The organism is Streptomyces dysideae, from assembly GCF_001514305.1.
GTDB classification, from domain to species: Bacteria; Actinomycetota; Actinomycetes; order Streptomycetales; family Streptomycetaceae; genus Streptomyces; species Streptomyces dysideae.
Genome location: NZ_KQ949078.1, coordinates 171,578 through 191,934 on the forward strand (window position 1 = coordinate 171,578; position 20,357 = coordinate 191,934).

Here is a 20,357-nt window from a genome sequence, read left to right on the forward strand (position 1 = left end):
CCCTCTGTGTGACCTGGCCAAGCCCGTCACCCGATACAGGACCGGTATCGCAACGTGCACCGATGTGAAGGGGACGTGAGCGGGGTCACTTCTTGTTGCCGATGACCGCCTCCATGACCTTCTTCGCGATGGGGGCCGCGAGGCCGCCGCCGGAGATGTCGTCGCGGACGGCGTTGTCGTCCTCGATCACGACCGCGACGGCGACCGGCGAGCTGTCGTCGCTGAGCTTGGCGTAGGAGATGAACCAGGCGTAGGGGTTCTCGCTGTTCTCCACGCCGTGCTGGGCGGTACCGGTCTTGCCGCCGACGGTGATGTCGCTGATCTGCGCGTTCTTGCCGGTGCCGTCGTTGACGACCGTCTCCATCATCGACTGGAGGATCTGCGCGTTCGCCGGCGACAGCGGCTTGCTCAGCTCCTCGGGCTTGGTCTTCTCGAGGGGGTCGAGGTCGTTCGTCTGGAGTTCGTCGACCATGTACGGCTTCATCAGGGTGCCGTCGTTGGCGACGGCCGAGGCGACCATGGCCATCTGCAGCGGGGTCGCGGCGGTGTTGAACTGGCCGATGGAGGACAGCGCGACCTCGGAGGGCGCCATGTCCTCGGAGAAGACCGACGCGGTGGAGCGGACCGGCGTGAACTGCTCGGAGGTGAAGCCGAACTTCTTGGCCTGCTCCAGCATCTTCTCGTTGCCGAGGTCGGAGCCGACCTTGCCGAAGACGGTGTTGCAGGACCACTGCAGTGCGACGCGCAGGGTCGCGTTCTTGCAGGGGATGTCGCCCTCGTTCTTCAGCTCGGTCGTGGTGCCGGGCATGGTCCAGGGCAGCGGCGTCTTGGTGGGCTTGTCCGGGTCCGGGTAGAGGCCGTTCTCCAGCGCGGCGGCGGCGGTGACGACCTTGAAGGTGGAGCCCGGCGGGTAGGCCTCGCGCAGCGCCCGGTTGAGCATCGGGTCGTCGGCGTTGTTCTTCTTCTGGAGCTTCTTCCAGGCCTCTTCGTCGGAGGTGGTGCCGCCGGCGATCGTGGAGGGGTCGTACGACGGGTAGGAGGCCAGCGCCAGGATCTTGCCGGTGGCCGGGTCGATGGCGGCGACGGCGCCCTTGCCGCCCTGCCTCTTCAGACCGTCGTAGGCGGCCTTCTGCGCGGCGGCGTTGAGGGTGGTGACGACGTTGCCGCCCTTCTTCGCCGTGCCCGTGATCATGTCGAGGGTGTTGCGGAAGAACAGCTGGTCGTCGGTGCCGGAGAGGATGCCGTCCTCGATGGACTCGAGCTGGTTGGCGCCGTAGGCCTGTGAGACGAAGCCGGTGACGGGCGCCCACATCGCGCCGTTCTTGTACGTGCGCTTGTACTTGAAGTCGCCCGACGTCTCCTTGTACCCGGTGATCGGGTTGCCGCCGACGATGATGTTGCCGCGGGGTGTGGCGTAGCGCTCGATGGCGACGCGGCGGTTGTTGTTGTCGGTCTTGAGCTCGTCGGCGCGGACGTACTGCAGCCAGTTGTCCCGGATGAGCAGGGTGAGGACGAGGAGTCCGCAGAAGATCGCGATCCGGCGCAGGGGCTTGTTCATGACGGGCGGACCACCTGGGTCATCTCGGCGTCGGGGTTGGGGGCGGGCGCGGGCGCCGGGCGGCGTGCCGTGTCGCTGATGCGCAGCAGGATGCCGACCAGCGCCCAGTTGGCGATGACGGAGGAGCCGCCGGACGCCAGGAACGGCATCGTCATACCGGTCAGCGGGATCAGGCCCATGACGCCGCCGGCGACCACGAAGACCTGGAGGGCGAAGGCGCCGGACAGGCCGATGGCGAGCAGCTTGCCGAAGGGGTCGCGGGCGGCGAGGGCGGTACGCACGCCACGCTCCACGAGCAGGGCGTACAGCAGCAGGAGCGCCATGACGCCGGCGAGTCCGAGTTCCTCGCCGAAGGTGGCGAGGATGAAGTCGGAGTTGGCGGCGAACCGGATGAGCTCGGAGTGGCCCTGGCCCCAGCCGGTGCCGAGGGTGCCGCCGGAGCCGAAAGCCCACAGGGCCTGCATGGCCTGCTCGGAGTGGCCGAATTCGCCGTTGCGGCTGAGGGTGTACTCCCTCATCGGGTCGAGCCAGGCGTCGACGCGCTGCTGGATGTGCGGTTCGAAGGAGGCCACGCCGACGGCGCCGACCGCGGACATCAGCAGACCGAAGACGATCCAGCTGGTCCGCTCGGTGGCGACGTACAGCATGATGACGAACATTCCGAAGAACAGCAGCGACGTACCGAGGTCGGTCTCGAAGACCAGGATGAGGATCGAGATCGCCCAGACGACGAGGATCGGGCCGAGGTCGCGGCCGCGCGGCAGGTACAGGCCCATGAAGCGGCGGCTGGCGAGGGCGAGGGCGTCGCGCTTGACCATCAGGTAGCCGGCGAAGAAGACCGCGAGGACGATCTTCGCGAACTCACCGGGCTGGATGGAGAATCCGGCGACCGAGATCCAGATCTTGGCGCCGTAGAGGTTCTTGCCGAGGCCCGGCACCAGGGGCAGCAGCAGCAGGATCAGCGCGCCGACCATGGAGATGTAGGTGTAGCGCTGCAGGACGCGGTGGTCCTTGAGGAAGATCAGCACGACGACGAACAGGGCGACGCCCATCGCGGTGTACAGCAGCTGGCGGGGCGCGGCGGAGCCGGCCTGCTTGATCGACTGCAGTAGTTCGGACTGGTCGAGCCGCCAGATCGCGACGAGCCCGAGGCCGTTGAGGAGGGTGGCCAGGGGCAGCAGCAGCGGGTCGGCGTACGGCGCGAACTTCCGTACGACGAGGTGGCCGACGGCGGCCAGCAGGCCGAGGCCCAGGCCGTAGCTCAGCAGGCCGGTCGGCACCTGGTCGTTGATCGCGAGGCCCACGTTGGCGTAGGCGAAGACCGGGATGAGGACGGCGAACACGAGCAGGGCGAGCTCGGTGTTGCGCCGGCTCGGGGTGCCGATCGAGCCGATCGTGGACGTGTGGTGCGTCGACGTGTTCGTTGTACTACTGCTCATCGTGTGACGGGGCCTCTCACGGCTTGCCTACTGCGTACCGCACTGCGAGACGACCTGCTTCTCTTCCTCCGAGAGAGTGGGGCCGGGGCTGGGCGTGGGTGCGGTCGTGGACGGGGTCGGGGAAGTCGACGGTGAGCCCGACGGGTTCGGGGTCGGTGTCGCCTTGGACGTGAGGGAGGTGCGGGTGGTTCCCGTGGTGCCTCCGGCCTCGCCCTCGCCGGTCTTGGAGTTCTGCTCGCTCTCGGCGGCCTGCTGCGCGGCCCGCTTCTTGCACGCGGAGGCCTGCAGGGCCAGCTCGTCGAGCTTCTTCTGGGCGTCGCTGAGACCGCCCTCGGCGATGGTCTCCTCGACCGTCTTCTGCCAGTACGGCGGCAGGTACTTGAGTTCGATCTCGGGGTGGTCCTTCTCCACCTTCGAGAGCGAGACCCAGGCCAGGTCCTGGCTGATGCCCTGGTAGAGGGCGACGTGGTTGCCGTTGACACCGACGTAGTACTGGGTCTGGGTCCAGCGCCAGCCGCCGTAGAGCCCGCCGCCGACGACGGCGAGCGCGAGGGCGCTGTAGAAGGATCTCTTCAGCCACCTGCGGCCCTTGCGGGGCTTGATGAAGTCGTCGTCGGTGTAGTCGAGGGAGCCGCCGAAGCTGCCGGCCGGGAGGTAACCGGTGGTGTCGCCGGAGCCGGGGGGCCCGAACTCGCCGCCTCCGCCGCCCTGTCCGGGCAGCTGCCGGCCGAGCCCGGAGGCGCGTCCGGCGGGGGTCTGCATCACGCCGTTGTCGTGCAGCTGGAGCTGGTTCTCGGCGACGGCGCCGACCACGACGGGGGTGTCGGACAGCTGCCCGGCGAGGGTGTCGTTGGTGTCGAGGTCGAGGACGTCGGCGATGATGACGGTGATGTTGTCGGGGCCGCCGCCGCGCAGCGCGAGCTCGATGAGCTGCTGGACGGTCTCCTGGGGGCCCTGGTAGCTGGCGAGGGTGTCTTCCAGGGTCTGGTGGGACACGACGCCGGAGAGGCCGTCGGAGCAGATCAGGTAGCGGTCGCCGGCCCGGACCTCGCGGATGGAGAGGTCGGGTTCGACGTGGTCGCCGCTGCCCAACGCCCGCATGAGCAGGGAGCGTTGGGGATGGGTGGTGGCCTCTTCCTCGGTGATGCGGCCCTCGTCGACGAGACGCTGCACCCAGGTGTGGTCCTGGGTGATCTGCGTGAGGACGCCGTCGCGGAGGAGGTAGGCGCGGGAGTCGCCGACGTGCACGAGGCCGAGGCGCTGGCCGGTCCACAGGAGGGCGGTGAGGGTCGTGCCCATGCCCTCCAGCTGCGGGTCCTCGTCCACCATGGCGCGCAGCTGGTCGTTGGCGCGCTGTACGGCGGTGCCGAGGGAGGTGAGGATGTCGGAGCCGGGGACGTCGTCGTCGAGGGCGACGATGGTGGAGATGGCCTCGGAGGAGGCGACCTCACCCGCGGCCGCGCCGCCCATGCCGTCGGCGATGGCGAGCAGGCGTGGCCCGGCGTATCCGGAGTCCTCGTTGCCCTCCCGGATCATGCCTTTGTGCGATCCGGCGGCGAAGCGCAGTGACAGACTCATGCGCACCTCGCCCGTCGGCTCCGGGTACATCCGCACGGTGGCCACCCTCCGGTCGGGAGCGCGCCGGGGCCCGGGGTGAGGGCCGCCGCTGCGTGCTCGCTCCGCTCGCGCCTATTCATGATGCAGCACTACTTCCGCAGCTCGATGACGGTCTTGCCGATGCGGATCGGCGCACCCAGCGGGATCGGTGTGGGGGTCGTCAGCCGCGTTCGGTCGAGGTACGTGCCATTGGTGGAGCCCAGGTCCTCGACGATCCACTGGCCGTCGCGGTCCGGGTAGATCCTGGCATGGCGGCTGGAGGCGTAGTCGTCGTCCAGCACGATGGTGCTGTCGTGCGCCCGGCCCAGGGTGATGGTCTGGCCCTGGAGTGCGACGGTCGTCCCGGTGAGGGTGCCCTCGGAGACGACCAGCTTGCTGGGGGCGTTACGGCGCTGGCGGCCGCCGCCCGCCTGCTGGCGCTGCTGCGGGGGCGCCGCCTGGCGGGCGGCCTGCTGCGGCCGGGCGGCCTCGCGGCGCGCTCCGCGCTGCGTGACACGCGTACCGAACAGGTCGCTGCGGATGACCTGCACGGCCACGATCACGAACAGCCACAGGACGGCCAGGAAACCCAGCCGCATGACCGTGAGGGTCAGCTCTGACATTGCCCCCGCTTCACCCTTCGGCTTGCCGGTAAATGATGGTGGTGCTGCCCACGACGATCCGCGAGCCGTCGCGGAGCGTAGCGCGGGTGGTGTGCTGCCCGTCCACCACGATGCCGTTGGTGGACCCGAGATCCTGGATCGTCGAGGGCGTTCCGGTCCGGATCTCACAGTGCCGGCGGGATACGCCGGGGTCGTCGATCCGCACGTCGGCCTCGGTGCTGCGGCCCATCACCAGCGTCGCGCGGGAGATCTGATGGCGGGTGCCGTTGATCTCGATCCAGTAGCGGGTGCGTCCGCCGGCCGCCGGGGCGGCAGGGGGGCGCTGGCCGCCCGCGGGCTGCGGGTAGCCGTAGCCGCCGGGGCGTGCGCCGCCGGGGGGCGGTGCGGCCGGCATGGGCGGGGCGCCCGCGGGTGCGGCGGCCGGCGGGTAGCCGTAGCCGCCCGGGGCGCCGGGCCGTCCGGGGCGCGCGGGCGCCTGCCGCCCCGGGGCCTGCTGGTCGGTGGAGCCGGCGAGCGTACGGCTGCGGACCCGGTACAGGCCGGTGTCGAGGTCGTCCGCCTTCTCCAGGTTGACCTTGATGGGGCCCATGAAGGTGTACCGCTGCTGCTTGGCGTAGTCGCGGACCATCCCGGCGAGCTCGTCGCCGAGCTGGCCGGAGTAGGGGCTGAGCCGCTCGTAGTCGGGCGTGCTCAGCTCCACGATGAAGTCGTTGGGTACGACGGTCCGGTCGCGGTTCCAGATCGTCGCGTTGTTGTCGCACTCGCGCTGGAGCGCTCCCGCGATCTCCACGGGCTGGACCTCGGACTTGAACACCTTGGCGAAGGTGCCGTTGACCAGACCTTCGAGGCGCTGCTCGAATTTCTTCAGGACTCCCATGGGGCACCTCCTCCGTAACTGCTGCCGTCCTGTGTCCCGCCTGGCGGGCACTGCCTTACCTGGTACTGCTTACTGATCGTATCCACGCGCCGGTCGATCGGCTGGTTCCCCCTGTCGGCCCTGTCGACGGGTGTCGACGCCTCCGAAGTTCCCTCCGGAGCTCCCCTTCGAACTCCTCAGGGACATAGTCCCGCCAAGGATCGTAGAGGCGGCCATGGACCAGTGTCCCGCACCTGACTGTGGACCCTGACCGGCTCCTGGGGAGATGGCATGTACCGGTACGAGGTTGATACGTGAACCAGTACGTGTTGAGACGAAGCGGAGGGAGCCGTTGCCGGGCGGTGGCCGTCGCCTCTCCGGCGACTGTGCTGGTCGGCGCCCGCATGGCTGCCGCAGGGCCGCTGCCCAGGGATAAGGGATGTGAACCCACCCCGGCCATCATGCTAATGTTCTCGGTGTCGGAAGGCGCCAACCCCAAGGGGGAAGGGCCCGAGGACACACCCAATGCGCGGGTGGCGGAATAGGCAGACGCGCTGGATTCAGGTTCCAGTGCCCGCAAGGGCGTGGGGGTTCAACTCCCCCCTCGCGCACCGTGGGACACCGACGAAAGTGTCCTAGTAGCACCGACGAAACGGGCTCATCGTGATCACGATGAGCCCGTTTCGCTATGCCTGGGCAGGCCAGGCGCCGTGTGATGGTGCTTACATGCATGACTGCCCGGCGGCTGGCGAGCCGCCGGGCAGTCGACTGTTGCAATTGTTGATCTTCAGCGGGCCCTTGAAGTGTGTGCAGTCTCACTCATCGGGCTCGGTCTTTTCTGGCCCGGTGATGTAGCCCTTGGGGGTCCAGGTGCCCAGCGGCTTGGTCTTGCGGCGGCGGGTGGGCCGACGGTGGGGTCGGTCGCCGTGGAGGGCGATGGAGTTCGCCCAGGCGGTGAGTTTGCGGCGGTTGGCGTGGGCGAGCTGGAAGGCCAGCAGGAGGGTCTGAGCGGCGATGCCGCGGATCCGGCGGGTGCCAGCGTCTTCGAGGCGCTCGTAGAGGGGGTCCTTGGCGTAGCCGTTGATGCCTTCGACGCTGTTGCGGAGGCGGAAGTAGACGCGCTGCCAGGTTTCGGAGCCGTACTGGAGGGGCTGCCAGAGGTTGGCGCCGGATTCCGGCGGGACTGTGATGGTCTTCTGGTTGCAGCACGGGGGTGAGCCCGCAGGGTTGGGGGCGGGGTCGATAAGGGGCAGGTGGATGCCGCGGCCGAGGGTGTGCTTCTTGAGGGGGCACTGGGCGCGGGCTGCTTGGGCAGGGCACATCACGCGGCGGTGTCCCTCGGCGTCGGGGCGCTGCTTGGGCATGAAGAGGTAGGCGGCGCGGGCGCGGATGCGGTTGATCCAGGTCTGCTTGTCGATCTTCTCGTCGATGAGGTCCTTGGTGGCGTTCTTGAGCTCGTCGGGCATGGAGGGGCAGTACCAGTTGCCCTCGACGAGTTGGGCGCCGGCGAAGCCGGCCTGTACGCCGAGCTGGTCCTTGGCGTAGTCGTAGACCGGTTCGTAGCCCATGGCGCGGATGGGGAGCTGGAAGTTCTCCGGTTTCTGGTCGTTGTAGGCGCGGTCGCCGGCCAGGTAGCCGCGCGGGAGGCTGTTGCCGATCTGCTGGAGGGCTTCGACGGCCACCTGCCCGGGGCGGTGGCTGGGCTTTTCGACGGAGAAGGCGATGACCAGGGCGGGGACGACGTCGGGGTTCGCCGAGCCGTCGGGCAGGGGGAGACCGTCGTGGTCGGGGTCGCGGGCGATGACGAGGGAGGCGTCGTAGCCGTACAGGCGCTTCTTGATGCGGTCCGCCTTCTTCTGGAGCTTGGCGCCGTTCTTGTCCTGCTGGGCGGGGGCGAGATCGTCGAGCGCGAGGGGGTCCTTGTGCTTGGCGGTGCGGACGTACCAGGCGGCGTCGGGGTCGGTGGAGGTGACCGGGCTGTCGGAGGCGAGGCCCTTGGCGTAGGTGCCGATGACGGTTGCGTCCACGCAGACCGAGCCGTCCCAGTGGCCTTCCAGGAGGGGCAGAGCCTCGCGCAGGGACATGGCGAGGATCATGTTGGTCACGCGGAGCATGAGCGTGCGCCTGCGGGTGAGTTCGGCCGGGTCGGCCTGGGCCAGGAGTTTCTCGGCGTGGCGGCGGGCCAGTCGGTGGTTTTTGGGCAGCGGTGAGGGGTCGATGGCGTCGAGGACGCTGTGGATGCGGCGGCGGACGACGGCGTAGGCGGACTCGAAGCCGCGGTCGTGGTCGGGGTAGTGGCGCAGGCCGAGCTGTTGGCGCATCTCGTCGGAGAGCGCGAAGTACAGCAGGTTGGTGACACGGGTGAAGAGGATGACGCCGCCATCGCGGGCAGCGGTCAGGCACATGCCGACGAGGAGGGCCTTGACCGGGAGGGTGCAGGGGCTGCCCGTCCGGCGGGAGACGAGCGGTTCGATCTCCTTGACCAGACCGGAGCCAGCCACTTGGTCGATGATTTTCATGACCTCGCGTTCGGGTACGGGGACGCGCTGGGAGCGCAGGCGGGCGATGTGGGCGTGGCGGGCGAGACTACGGTTCACCTGTCAGAACTCCTTCAGCGCGGCGGCGGCCTGTTCGGGCGTGAAGTTGCGGACGTAGGGCAGGACTCGGTCGATCGAGCGCAGGGTGGTCAGGCCGGCGGCGGCCATCAGGGTGGGCAGGTGCATGCGGGCCTCGATGGCGTCGACGAGCCAGGTGGCTCGGGTCCGCCCCATGACCAGGGGCGGGCTGCCGGGCGGTTTCTTGGTGCGGGCGAGGAAGTTGGTGACGGTGTTCGTGCCGCGGGCGTGGCTGGAGGGGCGGAAGAGATGACGGGCTTCACCGGGGCGGGAGGCCCAGGCGGTGGCCTCGGTCAGGACGGGGGCCCAGGCGGTGCGGCACAGCATCACGCGGGCGCGCTGGCCGCGGACGGCGACGGCTACGGCGCCGTTGGGTGCTTCGCGGACGTCGTGGGTGCGCAGCGGGATGATCTCGGGTGAGTCCAGGGCGCAGCCGAAGCCGAGCGCCAGCAGGGTGAGCAGGCCGTAGCGCAGTTCGTCGGTGGGCTGGGCGCGGGCGTTGGCGTACAGCTGGGCCTGTTCGGATCGTGTGTAGGGGCGGGAGGAGTCCGAGCCGGAGTAGGCGGCGGGCTGGCCGGTGACCAGGTCGGGGCCGAGCAGGGCGCGGCGCAGTTTGTTGAGACGGCAGCGGCGGTTGGAGCGGGAGGACTCCTCCACGTGCAGGCAGCCGGTGGCCAGGTACCACTCGATCGCTTCGGGGGTGACCAGGTGCTCGGCCCGGGTGGGGCGTCCTGTGCCGTACGCGTGGGCGGCGGCGTGTGCGAGGGCGCCGAGCCAGTCGCGTGCTTCCTTCGGCGTGGCGGGCTGGGCCTTGGCCACCGCGCGGCGGCAGTCGGGGCCGATGTGCTCCCAGACGGGGCCGGGAATTCTGGGCCGGTACTGGTCGATCGCGTCCATCGAGATTCTCCACCAGGAAAGAACACCAGGAGGGGTGTTTTTGGAATAGCATGTGGTGGAGATGGTGGCTGCTGTCATGCCAGGAGGTCCGGATGGGCGACACTCTTCGCTGTGCCACGAGGAGACAAGCGAAGCCGGAGCCCTGCCGAGTACCTGATCGATGGCGCGTGGCCGCACGCCGTGCTCGATGACCACCACGGGGCGCGGGTGGCGCAGGAGGTGGCGGCGCGGTTGCGCAGGGCGATCGACGCACGTGGCTGGTCGATCGCGGAGGTCTCCCGCCGCAGCGGGGTGTCGCGGATGACGATCTCGCAGGTGCTCGACGGCGTGGTGTGGTGCGACCTGCTGACGATCGCGAATCTGGAGAAGGTGCTGGAGGTGGACCTGTGGCCCGGCCGTGAGCCGGGCAATCCTCCGGAGTGAATTCGCATGGGCATTCGGATCCCTCGAACTGGCTCTCGTGAAAGAGGCAGGAGAATGTGGCCGAATGCCGGACACGCCCGGTCGGAGCCGGGTAGTGTCGGAAACGGCCTTAGCGGGTCATGACCGTCGCCGCGGATCCAGTTGGCCCTGGGTCTGTAAGCGGCGGCGGTCTTTTATGGGCAGCTATGCTGCCCGGTCATTGTGTTGTCGGTGGTACGGGTCAGGCGAATTTCCAGTTCATGCGCGGGCGGTAATAGACGTGCGGGTCGTCCTCGCGGGTGACGCGTTCCAGGGCGCCGGCAACAGTGAGGGCCTGCAGGCAGTTGCGCAGGCTCTTACGGTCCTTGGGGTTTCTTGGAATGCCGAGGACTTTGGCGATGTCCTCACTGCCCCACGGGAGGTCGGGGCGGGAGGCGATGACGTTGAGGACCTGCTGCCGCTTCCGGCTTCGGATGATGATCTCGGGCACTGACTGTCCCTCAGCCGCCGGCGGTGGGGGCGTGGGCTCGCCGGAAGCGGGTGGTTCCGAGTCCGGCATGGAGGTTTCCCCCTCGCGCGGGTCCGGGACGATGTGCAGCGTGACCGGAGGCGAGGTCTGCATGCTGGTGAGGATGCCGTGCTTCATGGCGCGTTCCTGCATGGCTCGCAGGCGCGATCCCACCCCCACCAGGCTCAGGGCCTCCTCGCGGTCGGCGATCAGTAGCTCGCACTTCTCGGTTTCCTTACCCGCGGCTGCTCTGTGTTTTTCGGCAGCCTCTGTGTGTCTTTCGATGGCGGCTTTGGAGGCTTCGATCCGTGCGTCGTACTGACGGACCACATGCTCCGCTTCGTCCCCGGACTCTGCCGGGGGACTCGGGAAAGTCTCCTGGTACGTCATGCGCACCACGGTAGGGCCGTCGGAGACTGGCTGTCTGGCTTTTGGGTGACCAGGTGGCTGTCTTATCGGCTACGGGCCTTTTATCGTGGCTTTTTCTCGCCCGCATGTTCGCTGCGCGATGGCGTGTGCGGCCGGATGGGGAATTTCGGGGGCTGCAACGGGTCTCTTATCCGGGTCTTTGTTGCTCAGAAAGCCCGCACTGGCTGGCTGCACTCGGCTCCGCCTGCCTGGCCGGGGAGGGGCAACTCGGACAGCAGCGTGGCCGTGAGCTGTTCCGTGCCCTCGCGAACGGCTCGGACGGCTGCGGCGCGCAGCAGGAAAGCCAGCTGGCCCACGTTGCCGCCGGTGCGCTGGTGGAGCAGGTCGGCCTGGGCGGTGAGACTGCCCGGTTCGTGCGCGTGCAGGCGCAGTGCAGCCTCGGCTTCGCAGACAACCTGCTCCCAGTCCGCGCCCAGCGGCAGCGCAGACAGGTGGACAGACACCAGTCGGCGCTGTGCAGCATGCGTCACCTCGGCGGCGAGAGCATGGGGGGCACCGATTCCGGCGAACGCGAAGGTCGCCGGAACACGGTCGCACAAGTAGTCCAGGACATCGGCGACGGCTGTGCCGAACCGACTCGGACTGCGCAGGTTGTGGACCTCGTCGATGAGGACCAGTCGGGTCCGGGCCGTCTCCATCGCCTCGCTGACCCGGACCACCAGGTCGGCGGTCGTGGACGAGCCGCGCAACGGGACGCCGAGGCAGCGGACCAGCTCGGCCAGGAGCAGACGCGGTGAGGTGGCCGGAGCGAGCCGGACGTAGACCATCGGAACACTCCCGTCGTCCGGATCCTGGGTGGCGCAGCGGCGGGCCGCGTCCCACAGGGCCGTGGTCTTGCCGGTACCGGACTGGCCTACCAACAGCACCCCGTAACGGGCGCCTGACGCATGGCTGTTGACGGCCAGTACGTCCTCGATCCGCCGCACGGCGGACGAGACACCAGGCACGCGCAGGGGGAGCTGGGCGTGGTAGGCCACGCGGAGATCCTCGGGCAGCGTGCGGGTGCCGTCGTCCGGGGCTGGGGGCGAGAAGAAGGCCTTCCTCCAGTCCTGCAACGACTGCCCGCCGGCGGTGACGGCGTGCTGTGCAGCCGGGCCGGTGGCGGCTGCCCCACCTTGACCCTGCCCGGTGCCGGCGTAGACCTCGGTGCTCTCAAGTGGTGCGTGACGCAGGGTGCGTTGAGCGGCGGACCAGTCGGCGGGAGGCACGGCGTGAGCTGTGATCCATTCGTCGTCTGCGGCGCGCAGCCACACACTCCTGATGTCGTAGGGGTCCCACCGCACCTCGAACGTGCGGCGGCGGCCTCCTGGCGCCTTCGCGTGGCGCAGGGGATCGAGGGCGGGGGAGTCGTAGAGGCGCCCGCCGAGCCGCAGCCCCGAGGATCCGACCGCGCGCCGGGCTGTGGGCAGAAACGCCGTGAGCCGTGAGGAAGGGACGGGGATCGGAGTCCACCCCGCCGAGGCGGTCAGCGTCTCATGGCGGGTTCGCGGGGTGTGCGCTCCGCCCGCGGGCGCGGTCGGTACGGGAGTGTCCGGCCAGAGGTGGGCCACCCACGCATCGAGCAGGTCCTGCACCATCTCGGGCGGCCATCCGGCTTCGTGTGCGGCCCGCCCGGCAGCGGAGAGCAGATGGTCGGTGAAAAGCGACACGAAGCGCCGAAGCGTGCGCTCCACGCCCTGACGGTCCACCGGCCGCAGGCGTTGCGCGTAGTGCAGATGGATCCCCAGATGGGCGCAGGCCTCGCGCAGCACGCGCAATCCGGGCGCGTTCGCGCCGTCGATCACAAGGGTGTGCGGGCGGACCGTCAGTGAGGGCGCCTCGCGCCGCAGTGCGCCGCAAGGGGGGACCGACAGGAGGGCGTCCCCGTGGGTCCACCCCCCTGGCGGGGCGCACATCCGGGCGAGCAGCGTCGTGTGCAGCGGCGGCCGGTGCCCGGTGTGGACCACGGCGGTCGTAACGAGCCTGGTCGCCTCGTCGAGGGCGACCAGCAGCCGCAGGTGTTCGTCCCTGCCCTCCCCACTGGCGGGCAGGGGCAGTTCGACCACGTCCAGATGAACGCGCTCGCCCACAGCCACAGCGGTCGGCTGGCCGACCCGGCCCCTTGCCGCATTGGCGAGCAACCGGGCGGCCTGGCGCCGGACGGCAGCCCGGGAGGGCCGGGGCACCTCGCCCGAGGCGATGGGCACGGCAAGCTGAGTCAGCACCTGATCGTGCAACTGCTCGGTTCTCAGGTGCTGCCCCCGCAGCTGACTGGCGAGCAGATCCCGCACGACCGCCTCCACTCGGGGGTGCACCGGGTCGTGGCCGGGTGTGCGGGGCCCGGCCCGGCCGTCGGTGAGACCGGCCAGCCCGTGCTGCTGATAGCGCTGCCGTTTACGCCGCACCGTCCGCGCCGACGCCCCGCGTATCCCCTGCTCGGCCAGTTCCCTGGCCTTGGCCTCCTCCCGCTCGGCCAGGGAGAAGCGGGCCGGATCGTAGGCAGAGCGCGGCCTCGTGCCAGGCGGCGCACCATAGGGCACCCCGCCCAGCACCTCGGTGACGTGCCGGCGCCACCAGCGCGCCTTCTCCAGCACTGCCTCCGGCAGGGGCTGAGCCTCCTGCCGGTCGGGCTCGGTGCTGCGTCCAACGAACGCGAAGTCCTCCGCGGCCAGCAGCGTGACCACGTCGAGGTGTTCGGTGGCGCCGAGGCCGTCCAGCAGCGCCACACGCCCGCCGCACACGCCGGTCACCGTGCACTCCTGCCCGTCGAACCGGACCCGGTCTCCCACGGCCAGCCGGTCGGGCCACACCGCGCTCCTCCCCTCCCCGATCGTCCGCACCTGGCCGGGCCCAGCGGTGCCGAGCCGGCTCGTACGCGTTCACACCGCCCACGAGCCCGGACCGCCGCCGCTGGGTCCGGCCAGTCCTGCCTGCGTCATCCAGTGAACTTGATGCGCGGGCGCTGCCGCACGCACATTGCATCAAGTTCACTGGATGACACACGCCGGATCTTGCCCTGGGCCACCCATGTGGCACACATCGAGATGCTATTCCAATCACATGCGGGCAGAGTGGCCGATGTGACAAGCCCAGGCCGCGCGCCCGCCGCGCACCTCCGCCCCGTCGTTATCGACCCTGCCGCACGGCGTTTCCTGCTGGTGCGCAACCGCACCGTGCCCCCGGTCACCTGGAGCGTTCCCGCGCATCCGATGCAGCCGGGCGAATCCTTCTACCGCGCCGCGGCACGCTGCCTCAGGCATGAACTGCGGCTGCCCGCACTGCGGATCGCCGCTGTCACCGGACGCCTCCCCGCCTTCGATCAGCGTCGGCACGAGGAGTACTTCGTCCTGGTGGCCCCCGCAGTAAGGGCCTGGCCCTGCGGCGTACGCCTCCTGCTGGCACCGGATGTGCGGTGGTGGACGACAGCCGAACTGCGGCACGGCGGCGCGCGCGTGGAACCGGAAGCCCTGCTCGACCTCATCGACGGCTACTGGGAGGGATGGCTGCCCGACGGGGTGATCTCCCTTGAATGAGCCGCAAGACAGGAGGGACCAAGTGCCCATGCATGCCGTTGAGATCACGTTGACCCGCGCGGTCGGCGCCATCGAGTTGAGAGCCGCGCGAGAGGAAGGCCGCCTGCCCCTGGCGGCCTCCGGGGACCGCACACGCCTCGCCGTGCTCGTGTCCGCGAAGAACGAGCACCGGGCCATAAGGAAGATCTGGCGGCGGCTGCAGCACGCGCTGCCCATTGACGTGCTGTGCAGCGTCTTCCCCGGGCCCGACGGCAAGTACCTCATGAGCATCCCGATGGCTGACGACGTATGGGAACGGTTCCGTGCACAGGCCGCCGCGGCTGGTAATACTCCGGAGCACTTCCTGAACGAGGCCGTTGCACAGGCTCTCGCCCGTGACCGGTCCGATCGCCGGGCACGGCTGGACCGATCGCTCGATGTCCTGCTGCGTGCGTACACCCCCGAGGAGGTCACGGCGGAAGCCGCCCGGCGGATCAGACTGTCAAACTGAGCAGCCTGGGGGCTGTGCCCCGTTCACCGACGGAAAGTGGCCGGAAACGGCTAGGGTTCACGGAGGCGGGGCACTCACATGGGTAGTTGGCCGTGATAAGCGAGGCGGCCCCGGTCGAATTCCCCTCTCTGTTCGCCGACAGGGACCGGTGCTGCGGCCACGAAACGACGCCAGCCTTCGCGCTGGGTCAGGGCGAGTTCACCGGTACAGCAGTGTCGAACGACGCGCTGCGTGGGCGTGAAGGCCGGACCTAAGCTCAGACCGGCGAGGAGGTCCGGCGTGCAGCAGGGCTTCAGGCATCCGGACCATCGCCGACAGCGCCAGTGCGGCGGCCGGTGGCCCCGGAGTCGAGCGCGTCGCGCAGCATGGCACGCGACGTGATGCCCAGCTTCGGATAGACCTGGTACAGATGCGCGCCCACGGTCCGGTGGGAGAGGAACAGGCGCTCGGCTATCTGCTTGTTGGTCAGGCCGGAGGCCGCCAGTCGGGCGATCTCCCACTCCTGGGGCGTGAGGAGCGTGTGCGCTTTCGGCTCACGGGGACTTCGCCTGTTCCAGCCCGCGGCTCGCAGCTCCTGCTCCGCGCGTTCGACCCACGGCTGGGCTCCCAGGTGTTCGAACGTCAGCAGCGCGGCGCCGAGCGGTTTCCGGGAGTCGGCAGTTGCCCTGGTCCGCCGCAAACGCTCCCCGTGGGCGAGCTGTACCCGTGCGAAGTCGAAGCGCCATCGCTCGGCGCCGGGAGTCGCCAACGCCCGTGCGAACAGCCGCAGTGCCTCCTCGTCGTCGGTACTGCACAGGGCGGTCGACGCGTTCATCAGCATGGCGTGTCGGGAGGAAAGGGCGGCCGTGCGCGCTTCACGCATTGCACGTGCGTGATCGGCCGCGTCCTGGTGCCTGTTGATCCGGACGGCGGCCTCCACCAGGTCCATCGCCACCCACAGGGCGTGCGGGGCGTGCGAGGCGAGGGTTCCGGCCGGGCTGACCGCGCTGGCGTGATCGTAGGCCAGCGAGAAGTCGCCGCGTCCCAGGGCCGCCACCGCGGCCGCATGGTGCGCATAGTGTGCGGCGGTATGCAATCCGCGGGGTGAGGCCCAGTTGATGACGCGGTCGGCCGTCGCAAGGCTCTTGTCCGCGTCCCCGCGGGCGCCCAGGACGATGGACTTGATGTACAGGAAGTACCAGGCGAAGGCGCTGTATCCGTGGTCCTCGCACACCGGGAGTGCCTCGTCGGCGAGGTCCAGTGCCTCGTCCCACCTTCCGGTGAGGTAGTCGTCCAGGCATAGGTGGATCAGTGCGGACAGGTGCCGTCGTGCTGGGCCGCCGTCGCGCCCCGTCCGCACCACACGCCACGCCGCTTCGCGGACTTCGCCGAGCCGGTCGAGATACAGGGCCGCCGTTCCTGTGCGGTTGATCTGGAGGGGGTCGATCTCCCTGGGCAGGCTCGCGATGAGCAGGTCGAGTTCCCCGGAGGCGGCCGCGCCGGTGCGTGCCGGGTCGGAGAACGTCCTGCCCAGTGCGGACAGGAAGAGCGGCGGATTTGGCCGCAGCTGTTCCAGGGTCCGGTAGTAGGGCTGCCAGAGCTCGTTCCGGGCGCCGAAGAAACAGACCAGCGCGAGCATGTGGAGCGCGTCGACGAGCGCCTTGTCGCCGGCGTCGTATCCATGGGTGTCGGCCGTGGACTCGAGTGCATCGACGAGCAGCCGGTGTGCGGTGTCGACGTCGCCGTCGCTGTTGAGGACGAGCAGCGCCGCTGCTGTGGCGGAGTGCAGGGAGCCCTGGAGCTCTGGGGCGGCGTGCCTGGCGTCGTCCAGGAGTTTGCGCGCATTGGCGAGGGCGCCGGTGGACTCGGCGCCGAGGTAGGCCGCTTCCGCGAGGCGGCGGCTGCGGTCCGGGCCCTGAGGGGTGAGGGATGCGGACCGGATCAGCGTCCGCATTCCGCCGGCGGCGTCACCGCGGCGCAGGGTGAGGTGTGCCGCTTGCTCCAGCAGGGCGGCAACCTCCTCGTCGGGCTCCAGGATGGCCTCGCCCAGGTGCCAGGCGCGGCGCTCGGGCTGGTCGACGAGGACCTGGGCCAGCGCCCCGTGCACCGCGCGCTGCTCGCTGCTGGTGGAGTTGCCCACCACGGCGGAGCGGATGAGCGGGTGGCGGAACCTCAGCCGCCGTGTCCCCTGTTCGATGTGCACCAGCTGCTCGCGCTCGGCGGGCGCGAGATCATCCAGGGTGTATCCGTCGTGCGCCTGCCGGGAGGCGGCCTGCAGCACGCCGAGGTCGCCGGTGCCTTCGAGCGCCGCGAGCAGCAGCAGGCGCCTGGACGCTCCGGGCAGTCCGGTCACACGGGAGCCGAACAGCGTCTCCAGGCGTCGGCCGAGTGGTAGCACGGCGGGTGGGTCGGCCGGCGCCGGCTGCAGCGCTGTCGGCAGTTCCATGAGAGCCAGGGGGTTTCCGCCCGCCACGGCCAGGAGTCGTTGGCGCATGCTGCGCGCAAGGTCGGGGAACCGGCTGCCGATCAGCTGAGCCGCCGACCCCTCGTCGAGCGGCGGCAGCTCGTACGTGGGCAGTGCGCCGCCCTCGTAGAGGCTCTGATCTCCGGAGCGTGCTGCGGCGAGGAAGCTCACCCCGACGCCGGTCACCCGCCGGGCGACGAAGCCCAGCACGGCGGTGCTCGCCCGGTCGACCCAGGGCAGGTCGTCGATGACGATCAGAAGCGGACCTCCGGCGGCAACCGTTTGGAGCAGTCGCAGAACGGCATTGGATACGACGAGCCGCTCCGGCGGCCCGCCGCTGTCGAAGCCGAGCGCCACCCGGAGGGCGTCACGGAAGGGCACGTCGAGATCGTCAAGGGTGTCCAGGAATGGGAAGAAGATCTGGTTGAGGCAGGAGTAGCTGCAGTCCGCCTCGAACTCAACACCGGCGGCGCGCAGGACCCGGACGCCTTCCTCGTCCGCGGCCCCCGCGAGCGCATCCAGTACTGCCGTCTTCCCCACCCCGGCGTCGCCGGCCAGCAGCAGCGACCCGCCGCCGGCCCTGATGCCGAGCAGCTCACGGATGCGGCGGAGGTCGCCGTCCCGGCCGATCAGCGCGCCCGTCGCGCCGTACGTGACTGAGCCACCACCACCGATCACAACCACTCCCCATCTGCTCTCCAAGGCTTGCCCTGGTCGTGGGTGCGTCGGAGTCTGCCTTCGGTTCGAGCAGGACTCTGTGCGCGACCGCAAACGACCGCGGGCCTCACACAGTATGCACGACATTATGTTGGACAGAGTGTCGTGTCTAATTATGATGAGCCGGACAACTGGGACGAATCGAGGGGCAGTTGGGTAGGTCAGTCACGCGCGGTGGTGCGCTGCGGTGGTGAGTCAGCCGGCGGTGCCCAGTGCCTGTCGCAGAGCGAAGACAGCCTGGGCGATCGCCCCGCGTGCGGCAGACGTCGACGACAGCGGGGCGAGCACGACGAAATCGTGGATGACGCCCTCGTACCGCGTGGCGGTGACTGCCACTCCTGCCGCACGCAGTTTGGCCGCGTATGCCTCACCCTCGTCCCGTACGACGTCCGCCTCCGCGGTGATGACGAGCGCCGGCGGCAGTCCGGCGAGCTGCTCCTCGGTCGCTCGAAGCGGGCTTGCGGTGATCTGCCTGCGCTGCGACTCATCGGGCGCGTACTGGTCCCAGAACCACCGCATCGCTTCCCGCCGCAGGAAGTAGCCGTCCGCGAAACGGCGGTACGAGTCGGTATCGAAGTTCGCATCGGTGATCGGGTAGAACAACACCTGCTGGACGAAGCTGACGTCCCCCCGCTCCTTGGCCAGCAGCGTCAGGGCCGCGCTCAGGTTGCCGCCCGCGGAGTCCCCTGCGACGGCTAGCCGTGTGGGATCGATGCCGTGGTCGGCTCCTCGGTGTGCCGCCCACTGGGCCACGGCGTAGCACTCCTCCAGCGCGACGGGGTGACGGACCTCCGGCGAGAGCGTGTATTCGGGGAAGACCGCGGCCGCTCGTGCACCTACCGCCAGTTCCTGCACCAGCCGGTCATGAGTGAGCGCGCTGCCGAAGACCCAGCCCGGGCCGTGGAGGTACAGGATGGCGGGCAGCGCGCCGACGGCCCCCTTGGGGCGGACGATGCGCACCGCGACACTGCCGTTCGGTCCGCCTGAGACCGCGATCCACTTTTCGTCGACTCCAGGCATGCCGGCCTGTCCCGTGCGTCCTTCCCGACCACCGGACGCGCTGTGCTCGAGGGGTGCCGCCTCGGCCGCCCGTACCGCTTCCACCGTTCCCGTCGTCTGCACCCTCTGCAGGGCCTTGCGGCCTTCCACCGGCCCCAGTTCCGTGAGGTACGGCGGCTCTGCGGTGGCCTCCGCGAACGCGTGGGCCACCGGTTCGAGCACAGGTTCCTCGGGGGTGGCGGAAAGGTCGGACATCACGTACTCCTTGATGGCGGTGGCGTCGTGCACGGCAGCCCAACACCAGGTACGCCTGCGCCGCGCAGCTGTGGAGGCGCGGCCGGGCACCGGCGCAGGCGAGGGATCAACTGCAATGGGAACCCGGGTGCAGCTCCGAGCGCATCAGTCACATGACCGTGGACCGCGGCCTGCTGGTCGGGCATGTGACTGGGGCCAGCTGGTGAACCGGGCAGTGCGTGAAACCTTTCGGCGGGGGGTCGCCGATGCACCCGTGTTCCTCCCTGTCTGGACGCACCGTCAGGTTCCGCCCTGCGCCGCCGACTCGAATCCCCTGTGTTCCGGATCACAAGAACTCCCCCGGCTCGTCGGACAGCTCAAGGGCATGACGCACAATTCCACGGCCTCCCGCCCCCTGGGGGACAGGGAGCCTGGCCGGCAGGCCAAGGAGCCATCACCGCGCGGGCGCGATGTGAGCGCATCCCGTCCCGCCCCCTCGTCGAAGCCTTTCGTCCGGCGCGACATCCAGGGGCTGCGCGGACTGGCCATCACGCTCGTCGTGCTCGCGCACGCCGGGATTCCGTACGTCGCCGGTGGCTACGTCGGGGTCGACGTGTTCTTCGTCATCTCCGGATTCCTCATCACTTCCGGCCTGCTCCGGGAGACCGGCCGCACCGGATCGCTGTCGCTGCGGCGCTTCTACGCCCGCCGCGCGGTGCGCATCCTCCCGCTCGCGACATAGCCGCGGGTATCAGTTCTTACTATCAGTGAAGGCCCCACGCGACGCTGTGGGCTGATGAGCTGTCGGGGATGGACGAGGAGGGGTGAGCGTGTCGCCAAGTTGGAAGATCACGGTCATGGTGGCTGCGGCGGCCCGGCGTCGTGTCGACACCGCTGGTCTGGCTGCTGGACAGCCCTGATACCGGCCAGATGGTCGGCGCGACGGTCCAGGCCGCCACCGGCATCGCCGCCCTGGTCTCGGCTGCGGCCGCCAGCACCGTGAGGATGCCGGCGGCCACCGCGATCCGGCTGTCCGGAT

At 69.6% G+C, this 20,357-nt stretch carries 15 protein-coding genes and 1 tRNA gene; 5 read left to right on the forward strand and 11 right to left on the reverse strand.

The annotated features are described in order from the left end of the window. Positions 1-85 precede the first annotated feature (85 nt). The 5 genes from AQJ91_RS09230 to AQJ91_RS09250 form a co-directional block, all read right to left on the reverse strand. Entirely contained in the window at positions 86-1,558 is a 1,473-nt protein-coding gene (locus AQJ91_RS09230) for a peptidoglycan D,D-transpeptidase FtsI family protein (protein ID WP_067018334.1), read from the reverse strand. Further along, complete coding sequence (locus AQJ91_RS09235) at positions 1,555-2,997, reverse strand: FtsW/RodA/SpoVE family cell cycle protein (RefSeq protein ID WP_067018336.1); 1,443 nt, start codon at positions 2,995-2,997, stop codon at positions 1,555-1,557. Before AQJ91_RS09235 ends, AQJ91_RS09230 begins: the two co-directional genes overlap by 4 nt. 27 nt (positions 2,998-3,024) lie before the next feature. After that, complete coding sequence (locus AQJ91_RS09240; RefSeq protein ID WP_067018743.1) at positions 3,025-4,605, reverse strand: Stp1/IreP family PP2C-type Ser/Thr phosphatase; 1,581 nt, start codon at positions 4,603-4,605, stop codon at positions 3,025-3,027. Between the two features lie 98 nt (positions 4,606-4,703). Further along, positions 4,704-5,216 carry an FHA domain-containing protein FhaB/FipA gene (locus AQJ91_RS09245; RefSeq protein WP_067018338.1) on the reverse strand — a complete coding sequence of 171 codons (513 nt, stop codon included), beginning with the start codon at positions 5,214-5,216 and terminating at the stop codon, positions 4,704-4,706. A 10-nt stretch (positions 5,217-5,226) separates the two neighbouring features. After that, positions 5,227-6,093, reverse strand: coding sequence for an FhaA domain-containing protein (locus AQJ91_RS09250; RefSeq protein WP_067018340.1), 867 nt, complete (start codon positions 6,091-6,093; stop codon positions 5,227-5,229). 506 nt (positions 6,094-6,599) lie between these two features. On the opposite strand from AQJ91_RS09250, the gene AQJ91_RS09255 reads away from it, so the two are divergent. Next, positions 6,600-6,683: transfer RNA gene (locus AQJ91_RS09255), tRNA-Leu, on the forward strand. A 204-nt stretch (positions 6,684-6,887) separates the two neighbouring features. Here the strand turns inward: AQJ91_RS09255 and AQJ91_RS09260 are convergent. Together AQJ91_RS09260 and AQJ91_RS09265 are read right to left on the reverse strand one after the other, a co-directional pair. Then, positions 6,888-8,669, reverse strand: a complete 1,782-nt coding sequence (locus tag AQJ91_RS09260) for a hypothetical protein (protein WP_234381952.1) — start codon at positions 8,667-8,669, stop codon at positions 6,888-6,890. A 3-nt stretch (positions 8,670-8,672) separates the two neighbouring features. Further along, positions 8,673-9,584: a hypothetical protein gene (locus AQJ91_RS09265; RefSeq protein WP_067018342.1), complete on the reverse strand. Its 912-nt coding sequence runs from the start codon at positions 9,582-9,584 to the stop codon at positions 8,673-8,675. 111 nt (positions 9,585-9,695) lie between these two features. On the opposite strand from AQJ91_RS09265, the gene AQJ91_RS09270 reads away from it, so the two are divergent. Continuing rightward, positions 9,696-10,007, forward strand: coding sequence for a helix-turn-helix domain-containing protein (locus AQJ91_RS09270; protein ID WP_079084789.1), 312 nt, complete (start codon positions 9,696-9,698; stop codon positions 10,005-10,007). Positions 10,008-10,227: 220 nt separating this feature from the next. On the opposite strand, the gene AQJ91_RS09275 is transcribed toward AQJ91_RS09270, so the two are convergent. Both AQJ91_RS09275 and AQJ91_RS09280 read right to left on the reverse strand, forming a co-directional pair. Next, complete coding sequence (locus AQJ91_RS09275) at positions 10,228-10,884, reverse strand: hypothetical protein (RefSeq protein ID WP_159054514.1); 657 nt, start codon at positions 10,882-10,884, stop codon at positions 10,228-10,230. Positions 10,885-11,069: 185 nt separating this feature from the next. Beyond that, on the reverse strand, positions 11,070-13,712 hold the full coding sequence (locus AQJ91_RS09280) for an AAA family ATPase (RefSeq protein ID WP_067018344.1): 2,643 nt from the start codon (positions 13,710-13,712) through the stop codon (positions 11,070-11,072). 270 nt (positions 13,713-13,982) lie between these two features. On the opposite strand from AQJ91_RS09280, the gene AQJ91_RS09285 reads away from it, so the two are divergent. Then, entirely contained in the window at positions 13,983-14,435 is a 453-nt protein-coding gene (locus tag AQJ91_RS09285; RefSeq protein ID WP_067018750.1) for an NUDIX domain-containing protein, read from the forward strand. A 28-nt stretch (positions 14,436-14,463) separates the two neighbouring features. Beyond that, on the forward strand, positions 14,464-14,925 hold the full coding sequence (locus AQJ91_RS09290; RefSeq protein ID WP_234381954.1) for a hypothetical protein: 462 nt from the start codon (positions 14,464-14,466) through the stop codon (positions 14,923-14,925). Between the two features lie 292 nt (positions 14,926-15,217). On the opposite strand, the gene AQJ91_RS09295 is transcribed toward AQJ91_RS09290, so the two are convergent. Together AQJ91_RS09295 and AQJ91_RS09300 are read right to left on the reverse strand one after the other, a co-directional pair. Beyond that, on the reverse strand, positions 15,218-18,046 hold the full coding sequence (locus tag AQJ91_RS09295; protein WP_234381960.1) for a helix-turn-helix transcriptional regulator: 2,829 nt from the start codon (positions 18,044-18,046) through the stop codon (positions 15,218-15,220). A 234-nt stretch (positions 18,047-18,280) separates the two neighbouring features. After that, complete coding sequence (locus AQJ91_RS09300; protein ID WP_067018755.1) at positions 18,281-19,339, reverse strand: alpha/beta hydrolase; 1,059 nt, start codon at positions 19,337-19,339, stop codon at positions 18,281-18,283. A gap of 364 nt (positions 19,340-19,703) precedes the next feature. On the opposite strand from AQJ91_RS09300, the gene AQJ91_RS09305 reads away from it, so the two are divergent. Beyond that, positions 19,704-20,060, forward strand: a complete 357-nt coding sequence (locus AQJ91_RS09305; protein WP_407696832.1) for an acyltransferase family protein — start codon at positions 19,704-19,706, stop codon at positions 20,058-20,060. Positions 20,061-20,357: the final 297 nt, after the last annotated feature.